Genomic DNA, 12569 nt, shown 5'->3' with positions numbered 1-12569 from the left:
CGAGACTGAACGTCATGGATTCCGCCGCCATTCGGCTTGGGGCAGTCGCCGCAAGCATCGCTCTCGTATTGGCGTCAGCAACGCCTGCCACCGCGAACATCGGTGGCCAACGGCTCGACATCGACGTGCTCTCCAGCCGGGCCGACCAGGTCAGCGGGGGAGACGCGCTCATTCAGGTCAAGGCCGGCCCGCGCACCGACATCACCGGGGTGAAGGTGACGCGCAACGGCACGGACGTGACGGGCAAGCTCACCGCCGACCCGGCCAAGCGCACCCTGACCGGTGTGGTCGACGGCCTCCACGACGGGTGGAACCTCCTCCTGGCTCGTGGACGCTTTTCTGGTACCGGAATAAAGCTCATAAAAAACCACCCCCTCAGCGGGCCGATCTTCTCGGGGCCCAGGCAATATCCCTTCCTGTGCCGGACCGAGCAGACGGGGCTCGGCCAGCCGGTCATCGACAACCAGGCCGGCCAAGGCTGGAAGGTGCGCGACGCCGCAGGCACGGTGATCGGCTGGAGCCGGGACTGCAACCTGGCCGCGCCGGTGCACGACAGGCTTTACCGCGCGACAGACGGGCAGTTCAAGCCGATGCCCGCGGACGGCACACGCCCGGCCGACATGACCCGGACGACCACATTGGACGGTCGCACGCTGGATTACGTCATCAAGCGGGAGCGCGGCACGATCAACCGGTTCATCTATTCGATCGCGATGCTCGACGACGAAACGGCGTGGAACAAGCGCGTCATCTATCGATTCGACGGTGGCGTGGCGATCGGTCGCGACCAGGGCCGGTTGCCCGGTGGTGCGCTTTATCACGAGGGCCTGTCGCTGGGCTATGCGATCCTGTACTCCACCGGCACGCGGACCGCCACGCATTACAACCTGGTGCTCGGGGCCGAGACGGCGCTGATGCTCAAGGAGCACTTCATTGAAGAGCATGGCGTTGCGCGGTACACCGTCGGCGTCGGCGGATCAGGCGGTGGCCTGCAACAATACGTCTACGGGCAGAACTTCGGCACCCGGATCATCGACGCGGCCATCCCGCAGTACTCCTACCCGGACATGGTCACCCAGACCATCCACATTGGAGACTGCGAGCTGCTGGAATACTACATGGACGTGCTCGACGCGGCCAACCCCAAGTGGCGCGATTGGGAGAACCGCACGGCGCTGATCGGGCTGAATGGGTCCGCATCATTACAAGCCGACGAGTGCACCAAGTCTTGGCGCGGTCTGACACCGCTCACGCTCAACCCGCTGTGGGCGCCGCTGGATCCGTTGTGGGCCAACATGGATCCGCCCGGCATCACGTCCACGGTGCATTGGACGCACGCGGAGGATCTTCGCACCGTCTATGGCGTGGGCGACGATGGCTATACGCTGCGGACATGGGACAACGTCGGCGTGCAATACGGGCTCAGATCGCTCAACAGCGGGCTGATTACCCCGGCCGAGTTCCTGGACGTGAACGCTCGCGTTGGCTCGTGGAAGCCGTCGAGCCAGATGGTGCAGGAGGGTTGTCCGTACGTGCCCGCGTCGTGCTCGGACCCGGCCCAGTTCGATCCGTGGAGCGCACGCAATCGGCAGGACGGGCGGGCCGTCGGGTCGCGCAAGGCGATTCGCGGTGCATACGAGTCGGGGCACGTGTTCACCGGCAAGATCGATATCCCGATCATCGACTGGCGGCACTACCTTGAGGACCAGCTGGACATGCACAACTCGCACCAGTCCTTCGCCAGCCGGCAGCGCATGCTCAACCACGACGGCAACGCGTCCAACCAGGTCATCTGGTTCACGGATGCCCGGCCGGTGCAGGCGTTCGACCAGACCCCGCAGGCGCTCGCGGCCATCGAGGCCTGGCTCACGCGGGGCGTGCGTCCGTCCGACTCCTGCTTCACCACGGCGGGAGCACTGATCGCGAGCGGGCCGGGCGTGTGGGACGGCATTCTTGACCGGCGCCCGGCGGGCGTGTGCACCCAGCGGTTCCCGCTCTACGGCACTTCGCGCACCGTCGCGGGCGGCCCGATCGAGGGCGGCGTGTTCGCCTGCAAACTGCAGCCCGTCGCCACGGCCATCGCTCGCGGCCTGTACGACCCGTGGGTGCCGACAGCCGCCGAACGCCGGCGGCTGGAGGAGATCTTCCCGACCGGGGTCTGTTCCTACTAGTAGGTTGGACCGATGCACGAGCTTGTTCGTTCGGTCTGGGACGACCCAGGTGCGCCACATCCGCCCCGGCGGGTGTGGCGCGACTGGTTGCTGGTCGGCGTTTTCGCCCTGACCGTGCTGCTCGAAGTGCTGCTGCGGACGGATCTGCCGTGGCGTGCCGTGTCGGTGGGCGTCGCTGTCGCACTGGTCCCCACGCTGCTGTGGCGGCGGACGAAGCCGCTGCTGATGCTGACGATCGCGTTTGTCGCCTCGGCACTCGCGCCGCTGTTCACCGAGGGTCGGCCGCTGGAGCTCGGTGCGCTGGTGTTCTTCCTGTTCTTGCCATATTCGTTGTACCGCTGGGGTTCCGGGCGCCAGATCGTGCTCGGCTCGGCGGTCGTGGCCGGCAACTTGGGCCTCGCGCCGGCGCTGGGCCAGGTGAATCTCACCGACACGCTCGGCGGGATGGGTGTGCTGTCCGCGGCCTGCATGCTGGGCGTGGCAGTCCGATACCGGGTGGGGGCGCGGACGCGCACGCTCGATCAGGTCAAGCTGCTTGAGCGGGAGCGGCTCGCCCGCGACCTGCACGACACCGTGGCCCATCACGTCTCGGCGATAGCGATCCGTGCCCAGGCCGGGCTGGCGACCGCGCAGTCTCGTCCGGACGCGGCCGTCGAGGCGCTGCGCCTGATCGAGGCCGAGGCGACCGGTGCCCTGGCCGAAATGCGGGCCATGGTCCGCATTCTGCGAGGCAACAACCAACCGGCCGAGCTGGCGCCCAGCCCGCGCATCCGCGATCTCGAAGGTCTGGCGGGCCGATCCCGCACCGGTCCGGAGGTCGGCGTGACCATCTCGGGTGATGTCGACGGCCTGCACCCGTCGGTGGGCACGGCCATCTATCGGCTCGCGCAGGAGTCGGTCACCAACGCCCGGCGGCACGCCCGCCACGCGACCCGCATCCAGGTCGATGTCAGCGCCGACGACAAGTCGGTGCACCTGCGGGTGAGCGACGACGGCGAGCTCGGCTCCGCACGGGCGCCCGCACCACCGGGATACGGGCTCATCGGCATGATGGAGCGTGCCGGTCTGCTCGGCGGGGCCTGCCAGGCCGGGCCCAACCCGGATCGCGGCTGGACCGTGAGCGCAGTGCTGCCCAGGACGGTGTCGCCCGCGTGAGCAGCGTTCGTGTCATCGTCGCCGACGACCAGGAGATCGTCCGGACCGGACTCGCGATGATTCTCAACGCCCAGCCGGGCATCGAGGTCGTCGGGGAGGCTGCGGATGGGCGTGCGGCCGTCGAGCTCGCGCGGCGGTTGCGCCCCGACGTGTGCCTGTTCGACATCCGGATGCCCGGCATGGATGGCATCGAAGCGACACGAGCATTGGCCGGGCCGGGGGTCGACGACCCGCTCGCCGTCATCGTCATCACCACGTTTGATTTGGACGAGTACGTCTATGGCGCGCTTCGGGCCGGTGCCAAGGGTTTCCTGCTCAAAGACGCGGGGCCGGTGCTGCTGGCGCAGGCTGTGCACGCCGCCGCCAAGGGAGACGCGCTCATCGCCCCGAACGTCACCACGCGGCTGCTCTCGGCCTTCGCCGATGCGGGGCCGAAAGCCGTGCCAAAGCAGCCGATCGAAACGCTCACCGACCGGGAGGAGCAGGTCCTCGCCACGGTGGCGCGCGGGCGGACCAACAGCGAGATCGCCGACGAGCTCTACATCAGCCTGAGCACTGTCAAGACCCACATCGCCAGCCTGATGACCAAGCTCGGCGCGCGCAACCGGGTCGAGATCGCCATGTGGGCCTACGAGACCGGCCGGGTCCAGCCGGGCCGGGTCCAGCCCGGCGGCGTCCAGCCCGGCGGCGTCCAGCCCGGGCTAAAGTATGACGCCCCGGCCGCACTATCGGCCGGTTCAGCTCCGGCCCGCGTTCCGATGAACCGCGCCGCACCGGCCGCCACCATCGAGGCCATGACTTCCTCCCGCAACCGTCGCGAATGGCTGATCCCCGCCGGCTTGATTTTTCTCAGTCTGGTACCGGTCGTGGCCGGCGCTGTCCGTGTGACCGAGTTGAGCACTGGCGGGGCGGTGACCCCGGACAACGCGCAGTACTTCGCGTCGCCCGTGCCCGTGGTGCTGCACATCATCAGCGTCAGCACATACGCCATCCTGGGCGCCCTGCAGTTCGCCCCGGGATTGCGCCGTCGCGGGCGGCGCTGGCATCGCATCGCGGGAAGGATCCTTGTCCCGAGCGGAATCGTCGTCGCGCTCACCGGCATGTGGATGACGCTGTTCTACGACATCCCCTCGACACAGATCCCGGCGCTCAACGCCATCAGGCTCGCGGTCGGCTCGGCGATGGTCGCGTTCATCGTGCTCGGGTTCGTGGCGATCCGTCGCCGCGACATCAGAGGCCACAGCGCGTGGATGACCCGTGCCTACGCCCTCGGCATGGGTGCCGGCACACAGGTGTTCACGCTGGCTCCGGCGCTGATACTAGGCGCGTCCGACGCCGTAACCAGGACCACGCTGATGACCCTGGCCTGGGCAATCAACATCGCCGTCGCCGAATGGGTCATCGCCCGGCGTCGATCCACGTCCCGGCCGGTGCGCCGCCAGGTCCTCACCGGACATCAGGCCGCCTGACGATCGAACCGCTGTCCAGGTAGATGGCGTCTATATAGATGGCGCTTACGTAGATACGATCTACCTATGGTGCGGAGGTTCATTGGCCGGAAATGGGAGCTGCAGCTGCTGGAGAAGCGGCTGGAGCGGGTCGCCGCATCCGAGGAAGGCGTGGCGGTGGCCATCCGCGGCCGGCGCCAGGTAGGCAAATCGCGCCTGGTCCAGGAGTTCTGCGATCGCGCCAAGCAGCCATATGTCTACTTCACCGCGACGAAGGGCGCGTCCCCAGTCGAGGCCGTGAGCCGATTTGTAAACGCGCTCAAGGACTCGAGCCTGTCCCGCGACCGGGAACTCGTGCCGGACGTGGCGGCCGGGAGTTGGCTCGATGCGTTCAGGTTGCTCGCCTCGGCGCTATCCGACGAGCCGACGATCGTCGTGCTTGATGAGATGCCCTGGCTGGCCGAGCAGGACGACATCTTCGAAGGCGCACTGCAGACCGCCTGGGACCGGCAGCTTTCGCGGCACCCGGTCTTGCTGTTGTTGCTGGGCAGCGACGTGCACATGATGGAGCGCTTGACCGCCTACGACCGGCCGTTCTTTGGGCGTGCGGACAACTTTGCGCTTGGACCGCTAATGCCGGCGGAGACCGCCCAAGCCACCGGCTTGACAGGTGCCGATGCCATCGACGCCTGCCTTGTGTCGGGTGGCCTTCCCGGCATCCTCCGAAGCTGGCCGCACGGCACTCCGGCACTCACCTTCATCGAAGCCGAATGTGCCGATCCGGCGGCCCCACTGTTCAGCGTGCCGGAGTCCGCGCTGCAGGCCGAATTCCCGATGCCTGATCAGGCTCGGCGGGTTCTCGAAACCGTGGGCGGAGGCGATCGCACGCATGCCAACATCGCGGCCGCCGCGGGCAGCCGGCATGGGCCGCTCCCATCCGGATCCCTCTCGCCGATGCTGCGCCGGCTGGTGAACGAGAAGCGGGTACTGGCAATGGATGAGCCGCTCTCGACCCAGGCCGGCAAGCCGGCGCTCTATCGAGTCGCCGACAGCAACCTGCGGCTCTATCTGGGCGTGCTGCAGGAAGCGCAGGAGGAAGGACGGCGGGGACGTCCCGATGTCGCTTTCCGTCTGGTGCGACGCCGGTGGACCTCGTGGCGCGGCCGGGCCGTGGAGCCCCTGATCAGGGAGAGCCTGGAACTGGCCGCCGGAGACGACGCGTTCCCCTGGCCGGATGCCGAAAAGGTCGGTGGCTGGTGGAACCGGCAGTTCAATCCCGAGGTTGACCTGGTCGGGGGCGACCGGAAGCCGATCGCCCAACAGATTGCCTTTGTCGGCTCCATCAAATGGCTGGGGGCGGCGTTCGACGATCATGACCTCGCAGACCTGTTGACGAGCGGCTCGAAGGTTCCCGGTTATACGCCGGGCCGGACAGGACATGTGGTGGTTTCGCTGTCCGGCGTGAATGCTCGCGTTGACACGAAACAGATCGGGCTCGTCTGGCGCGCGGAGGATGTGCTCTCGGCGTGGTCAACATCACGGCCATGAACGTGCGACCGCAGGCGGCAAGGCGAGGCGGGCTGTTTCCAAATCCGAGGAGCCTAGGCAACACTGTGGTATGCGACCAATGTGGAAAGGCGCCGTATCGTTCGGCCTGGTGTCGATCGCGGTCAAGCTGTACTCGGCCACCCAGGAGAAGGACATCCGCTTCCACCAGGTGCACAAGGAAGACGGTGGCCGCATCCGATACCAGCGGATGTGTAGCAAGTGCGGCGAAGAGGTCAGCTACGACGAGATCGCCAAGGGCTACGACATGGGCGGCGGCGAGATGGTCGTGCTCACCGATGAGGACTTCGCCGACCTGCCGCTGACCAGCTCGAAGGCGATCGAGGTGCTGGAGTGCGTGCAGGAGGACGAGATCGACCCGATCCTGTACCACAAGGCATACTTCCTGGAGCCCGACGGGGTGATCGGGCTCAAGCCCTATCTGCTGCTGCGTGAGGCGCTGTCACGCTCCGAGCGGGTGGCGATCGTCAAGGTGGCGCTGCGCCAGCGGGAGACCCTCGCCGTCGTGCGGGTGCGCGGTGACCTGCTCGTGCTCAACACGATGCTGTGGCCCGACGAGGTGCGCCAGCCCGAGTTCGACTTCCTGGGCGACGAGGTGACCCTGCGGCCGCAGGAGGTCAAGATGGCCACCTCGCTGGTCGACTCCCTGACCACCGAGTTCGACCCGAACGAGTTCACCGACTCCTATCGCGAGGCGCTGCAGACGGTCATCGACGCCAAGATCGGGCGCGAGGAGATCGTGGAAAAGCCGGAGGTCGAGGAGCCCATCGCCGAGACCATCGACCTGATGGAGGCCCTGCGCAAGTCGGTCGCCAAGGCCCGCGCCGCCCGCGACAACCGCGGCGAGGCAGCCAAGCCCGCGACTCGCACCCGCAAACTCAAGTCAGCCTGACGTCACCAGCGCGATGACCGTGCTGCCGCTGCGAATCACGGTCTCACCGAACGGGGTCGTGCAGATCTGGTCGATCGCGGCCGGAAACGGTACGGGCGGCTCCGGTCTGATTGGTTTGAGCTGCCTGCTGAAGGTGAGCCAGGAGTCGGTGGCGAAGTCGAAAATCCTATGGTTGTCGACCATCAGCACCGCCCGCCCGCCCAATTCGCCGATCTCGAGCTTCTTGACCGGCGCCGCGACAATCCGGCGTTCGCGCCGTCCCACCGCGCCGTGCCGATCTATGACGAACACGCCGTTTTCCCTGGCGACCGCAAGCCAGTCCTGGTTTGCCGCCACGGCCGTCACCGGCGAGGCGTCGCCCGTGTACAAGACTTGGGCCTCGGTTGCTGGCCGGAGTTGCCGGAAATAAACCTCGCCCGACTGCCCGCTCAGGACAACCCATGATGTGCCGTCAGCGGTATATGTGTTGATGGCCGTGAACGGCTGCCCTGTCCACAGTGGAATCGTGGGCAGCGGTGGCTGCCCAGGGAGGTCTGCCAGCGCATCCGCTAGTCCTTGCAGTCCGTGCAGGCTCGCAGCTACTGCGAGTCCCTGCCGCCGATTCGATGGGTCGCCCGCGTCGTATGCGGCCAGCAGCAAAGGACCGAGCCTTGACCGCAACAGCGAGGGGTCGGCCTCTATGAGGAAACCCGGGTCGGCAAGTAGCCCGTCGGGGTCGGGTGCGTGGTCGAGGGCGTGGCGCAGCAGATACGGCTCGGCCAGGTGCCAGTGCAGGGGATCGCCGGGCTTGGGGCGCAGTGAGTTGAGCAGGCGGTCGTAGACCTGCTCGCTGCTGGCCTGCTGGCGCAGATGGTCGGTGAGGCCCTGGTGGAACAGGCGGTAGAGGGTCGTGCCATCGGACTCGGTGCTGTGGCGTAAGTAGAACCGCACATCGTCCAAAGCGGACAGAATGCTTTCGACGGACGGCACCTCTGCCGCGTGCCGGATGAGCGAGGCAGGCATGCCTTCGCCACGGGCATAGGCGAGCGCGGTGAGCACCAGGCGCAGCCAAGGCTTGTCGCCGCGCGTGCTCAGGTCAAGCTCCAGGACCTCCGGAAGCGTTTGTGGCACCCGCCTTCCGAGCCGGGCCGCCTCGGCCTGGTCGTGGATTGGCTCAGGATAGACGTTCAAGATGTGATGCGTGTAGAGGCCCGCCACAAGGAACGCACCCCACTCGGACGGCGAAGATGTGAGCTCCTGCGCGACCGCGCGGGCCAGAGTGTGCGCCGCACCGATCGTGTCGAGGCTGTCCCAGCGATGGTCGGAGGTGAGCAGCCGCGACACGTATTGCTCAACGTCGCGCCGGAGCCGGTCCGGTGGTACCCGGTCGAGGTCGAGCACGCCGTCGCTGGCGAGGTCGCGTAGTGGAGCGAATTCGTCCCACGGGCGCATGCCGACGAGAAGGCGCAGCGGCTCGTCGCCGTAACGGATGCGCACCAACGGGATCAGCAGTTCGTTCATGGTGGCGACGGGATTCGTAGCTTCGTCGAGCGCGTCGACGACGATGACCGGTGGGGCGGGTAGGCCCGCGATGGCCTCGGGCAGGGAGCCTTCGAGGCCCAGCTGACGGGCGATGGATGACGAGATTTCGGCGACGGTCCGGCCACGGGCGTGCACGGCGGCCATCCGGTGGTTGACGTATGGAGCCTGCTCGATGTGCTCCCAGACGGTCGCCGTCGGCTTGCGCAGCAACGGATGCGCCGCGCAGACGAGGACCCCGATCAACGCGGACTTGCCCACGCCCGGACTGCCGGTCACGACCCGCAACCCGACCTCATCCTGCAGGTTGAGCCACGGTGCGAGGATCTTCAGCTCGCGGCTGCGGCCGCTGAAGCACCCGCTCATGTCGCCCGTCGAGCCCTGCCGCCCAAGTGCGCGATGCAAGAAGTGTTGTGGGTCAAGGGCTTCATCGAGATCGTCGAGGAACGGCGTCACACCCGCGTCGACTTGTGGCCGTACGAGCCGGCGCGGGTTTTCCATGTACCAAGGATTCGGAAAAAACGGCAGGTCGAGCGGCTCGGAGCTGATGTCGATCCGGCTTGCCGTCACCTCCTGAGGGATCGCCTGCGCCACGGCGGCAAGCCGGCCCACCTCGCGGCGAATCTTCTGCGCGACCGTTGTGAGTGGAACGTGCCGCAGGGACCGGTCGATGTCGAGCCGGCCATCGGCGAGATCCCGTAGGACGTTGGCCGCCGCCTGGGTCATCCGTCCGCTGTAGGCGGCCTCATCCGGTGCGCAGGCGGCGATGACCCACGCCCGGTTGGCCTCGTCGTCGATATGACTCTGCCAGCTCAGCCGTGCCGCGTTGCCCGCGCTGCAGATGTCCAGGAGAAAGAGCGTGAGCGGCGCCCTGCCCGGCGCGTCCACGACGTTCTTGAGCCAGCGCTCGACGTCGGTGAACTCATGGTATTCGCCGTCGCCACCGATGACGTGCAGCGTGCCGCTGGGTGTGATGTGGCCATGGCTGAGCACCTGCACGATCAGAATGCCGTCCGGGCCGACCTCGGCGATCGTGGCTCTGACCATCTCGCCCAGCACATCGGCGGAAAGCGGGAACTCCGGGCTGAGGACCGAGCAACGGTAACCCAGCTGCGTCAGCTGCGCCGCCAGCTCGTCGCTGCGGTCGTGTGCGAAGGGCAGCGCGCGCCATCCGTCGAAGGAGCAGAGCCCGATGCACAGGGCAAGCCGGTTGTCGGTCATTGAACGATCGAGCGGACAGCGGTGTGGGCGAGGTAGCGCTCGACGGCGTGGAAGGCGAACAGGGCGATGGTGAGCTCGTGGTGGCTGTCCACTTCGAACAGTCCGCCCAGCTTGCGGGGCACGGCCACGAGGTCGCCGATGTCGGCGAGGTTGAGCCAGCGGCCCGCGCGCGGCGGGCGTTTGACAGTGAATGCCAGCCTGTTGTGGATGTAGGGGAGGGCGAGTGGAGAGCCCAGCGTGATGAGCAGGTCGACGCTCAAGTCTTCATGGGCGCACAGGGTCTCGAACGTGACGACCGAGCCGAGGGAGTGTGCGATGACGACCTGGGGCCGGTGCTCGCGCAGCGCTGCGGCGACGCGAGCCCGGACCGGGTCCGGATCCCGAAGATAGCCAACGACCTCCGGGAAGAACTCGGCGATGAACCATTCGACGGCCCGATTTTCCAGGTTGAACCGTCGGCACACCCAGCTGACGATCTGCCGGGGGATGGCCGTGGCCGGGCCCTGTGTCACCTCGTCGGGCGCGCCCAGTGCCAGCGCCCACGAGGCGAGCATCTCCCGCGCCGGCTCGGGCAGCAGGCCCAGCCCCGACCCTTGCGCGATCTCAGCGTTGAGCAGGTCGGCGTAATAGGCCACGCGCATATCGATGCCGGGCAGGCCGAGCGCCGTGCCCCACTCCTTGGCGCGCACCGCCGCAGAGTCGGTCGCGGGAAGGTCCGCAAGGAAGTTGCCCACACCATGGACACCGAGCACCCGGGTCACGCGTGCATGGTATCCATGGTTACTCCCGGCGTCACCTATCCCTGCGCCCGGGCGGGCAGAACCAGGGGAAGATCGGATTGCAATCGCCCGGCTCCGGGTCGGCGCGCTTGCCGTCCCCGCGGTTGTCGTCGCCGATGCGGCCGTAGCGATGGTTGGGCGCAAGCCTCTCGTTTTTGTAGCCCTTGGCCGAGTGCGCCTCGTTCATGAAGTTTTTCCAGAGCAGCTTGGGATAGTTGGACTGCATGTTTTCGCCCTTCATCACATCCGAGCTGCCGGGCATCTTGATGGGCGTCTTGTTTTCGTCCTTGCTGCCAAGCCAGATGGTCGTCGACAGCTGTGCCGTGTAGCCGGTGAACCACACGTGCGCGTTCATCTTCGGGTACAGGCCGTTTTCCCACGTGCCGGTCTTGCCCGCGGACTCGCGGCCGCCCGCGAGCTGGTATTGCCCGGTGGGGATCTTCTTGAGCAGGTGGGTCACCTCGTCGGCCACCTCGCGCCGGATGACCTGTTGGGGCGTCAGCCGCTCGTCGCCGATCGGTATCTGGTCCCACTGACCGGTTTTTTTGTTTTTACGCTGTACCTTGAGGACGAAGTGGGGCTTGTTGTAGACACCGCCGTTGGCGATCGTCGCCGTGCCCGCCGCGTGGTCGAGCACGGTGATGGGGAACTTGCCGATGCCCACATAGGGATCGAACGGCCCGCCCTTGCTCGTGTCGTAGGCCTTGCCGTCGATGCCCCACATGGTCTTGACACCGGCGGCGCTGGCCATCTGCACCACCTTCTGGTGTCCAATCCCGAGCTTGGGCGCGCTGGAGATCTTGTAGAACGGCACGTTGTATGAGGCGACGGTCATCTCCTCAAGCGAGCAGTTGGTCCCGCAGTCGTCGGGGTTGTCCCGGGTGGAGTTGCCCAGGTCGATCGGATCGCCCTTGGACTTCTTCAGCTCGGTCGGGTCCCAGCGCGACTTGACCGAGATTCCGGCGTCCAACGCCGCCGCCAGCGTGTAGATCTTGAAGGACGAGGCGGCCGGGTGTGGTGCCTCGCCCGCATAGTCGATGCCGGTGCCGTTGTTGGTGCCGCCGTAGTAGGCCAGCACCCGCCCGGTCTTCGGGTCGATGACCACCCCGGCTCCGACGATGTTGTCCCGCTGCTTGCTCATGGTCGAGCCGTCCAGGTTGCGGTTGAGCTGCTTCTCCAGCGCGCCCTGGATCACCGGGTCGATCGTGGTGACGATGCGCAGGCCGCCGTCGCGCCAGCTTTGGATGCCAAGCTGGTCGCGCAGGAACGCGATGACGCCCTTCTCCTCCAGTTCGGCCTCGACGCGGTCGATCACGTGGCCGGTGCCGCGGTCGGTGTAGCCCCAGGCCCCGCCGCCGTTCTCCACGAACGGCTGCAACTCCGCGCCCTTGACCGGGTTGGCCGGATCGGCGGGCTCCGGGTATTTGAGGGTCGCCCTCTCCTCTGCCTTCAGCCAGCCATTGTCCACCATGTTGTTGAGCACGTAGTTCCAGCGGTTCTTGGCGTTCTCGGGGTTCTTGGCGGGGTCGAAGCCGTTGGCGCCCTCGGGTTGCTTGAGCACCGCGCCGAGCAGGGCCGCCTGCGCCACCGTCATCTTCGTGTACACATCGTCGGCGGGCATGCCGAAGTAGGCTTCCGCGGCCGCGCCCAGTCCGTGCGCGCCTCGCCCGAAGTATACGGTGTTGAGGTAGAAGCCGAGGATCTCCTCCTTGGTGTAGGTGTCCTCCAGCTTGCGGGCCATGATGGCCTCGCGCACCTTGCGCGCGTAGGTCACCTCAAGGTCGTTGGCCGCCTGCCGCGCGTACTGCTGGGTGATCGT

Annotated in this window: 8 protein-coding genes and 1 pseudogene; 6 read left to right on the top strand and 3 right to left on the bottom strand. The window is 67.0% G+C overall.

Going from position 1 to position 12569, the window contains the following annotated elements; all coding sequences use genetic code 11:
- Positions 1 to 14 precede the first annotated feature (14 nt).
- The 6 genes and pseudogenes from DM816_RS14360 to ku all read left to right on the top strand — a co-directional run bounded on the left by DM816_RS14360 (position 15) and on the right by ku (position 7232).
- A complete protein-coding gene (locus DM816_RS14360) occupies positions 15 to 2171 on the top strand; it encodes a DUF6351 family protein (protein ID WP_117210732.1) in 2157 nt (718 codons plus the stop codon).
- Between the two features lie 12 nt (positions 2172 to 2183).
- Positions 2184 to 3326, top strand: coding sequence for a sensor histidine kinase (locus tag DM816_RS14355; protein WP_117210731.1), 1143 nt, complete (start codon positions 2184 to 2186; stop codon positions 3324 to 3326).
- A 56-nt stretch (positions 3327 to 3382) separates the two neighbouring features.
- Positions 3383 to 3973 (top strand): annotated as a pseudogene (locus tag DM816_RS42555) (LuxR C-terminal-related transcriptional regulator); the annotation flags it as partial.
- Positions 3947 to 4795: a DUF2306 domain-containing protein gene (locus DM816_RS43470; protein ID WP_342768706.1), complete on the top strand. Its 849-nt coding sequence runs from the start codon at positions 3947 to 3949 to the stop codon at positions 4793 to 4795. The pseudogene DM816_RS42555 and the gene DM816_RS43470, both read left to right, overlap by 27 nt.
- Before the next feature lie 66 nt (positions 4796 to 4861).
- Positions 4862 to 6322, top strand: coding sequence for an ATP-binding protein (locus DM816_RS14345; protein WP_117210729.1), 1461 nt, complete (start codon positions 4862 to 4864; stop codon positions 6320 to 6322).
- A 70-nt stretch (positions 6323 to 6392) separates the two neighbouring features.
- Positions 6393 to 7232: a non-homologous end joining protein Ku gene (gene ku, locus DM816_RS14340; protein ID WP_117210728.1), complete on the top strand. Its 840-nt coding sequence runs from the start codon at positions 6393 to 6395 to the stop codon at positions 7230 to 7232.
- Here ku and DM816_RS14335 read toward each other — a convergent pair.
- The 3 genes from DM816_RS14335 to DM816_RS14325 all read right to left on the bottom strand — a co-directional run.
- Positions 7224 to 9971 (bottom strand): hypothetical protein, encoded by a 2748-nt coding sequence (locus DM816_RS14335; RefSeq protein ID WP_117210727.1) that lies wholly within the window; start codon positions 9969 to 9971, stop codon positions 7224 to 7226. The genes ku and DM816_RS14335 overlap by 9 nt on opposite strands.
- Positions 9968 to 10732, bottom strand: coding sequence for a serine peptidase (locus DM816_RS14330; protein ID WP_117210726.1), 765 nt, complete (start codon positions 10730 to 10732; stop codon positions 9968 to 9970). The genes DM816_RS14335 and DM816_RS14330 overlap by 4 nt, the downstream gene beginning before the upstream one ends.
- A gap of 31 nt (positions 10733 to 10763) precedes the next feature.
- Positions 10764 to 12569 (bottom strand): transglycosylase domain-containing protein (locus DM816_RS14325; protein WP_162907465.1); only part of this gene is annotated, 1806 nt, incomplete at its 5' end.

This window comes from Allorhizocola rhizosphaerae (assembly GCF_003426775.1).
Classification (GTDB): domain Bacteria; phylum Actinomycetota; class Actinomycetes; order Mycobacteriales; family Micromonosporaceae; genus Allorhizocola; species Allorhizocola rhizosphaerae.
Note: the sequence above shows the minus strand (reverse complement) of the source record. Positions and strands in the feature narration are given on the sequence as shown.

What these genes read in the sequence shown, in the direction of transcription:
- DM816_RS43470 (WP_342768706.1), top strand. Translation starts at nt 3,947, where the DNA reads ATGTGGGCCTACGAGACCGGCCGGGTCCAGCCGGGCCGGGTCCAGCCC.
- DM816_RS14355 (WP_117210731.1), top strand. Translation starts at nt 2,184, where the DNA reads ATGCACGAGCTTGTTCGTTCGGTCTGGGACGACCCAGGTGCGCCACAT.
- DM816_RS14335 (WP_117210727.1), bottom strand. Translation starts at nt 9,971, where the DNA reads ATGACCGACAACCGGCTTGCCCTGTGCATCGGGCTCTGCTCCTTCGAC.
- DM816_RS14345 (WP_117210729.1), top strand. Translation starts at nt 4,862, where the DNA reads ATGGTGCGGAGGTTCATTGGCCGGAAATGGGAGCTGCAGCTGCTGGAG.
- DM816_RS14360 (WP_117210732.1), top strand. Translation starts at nt 15, where the DNA reads ATGGATTCCGCCGCCATTCGGCTTGGGGCAGTCGCCGCAAGCATCGCT.
- ku (WP_117210728.1), top strand. Translation starts at nt 6,393, where the DNA reads ATGCGACCAATGTGGAAAGGCGCCGTATCGTTCGGCCTGGTGTCGATC.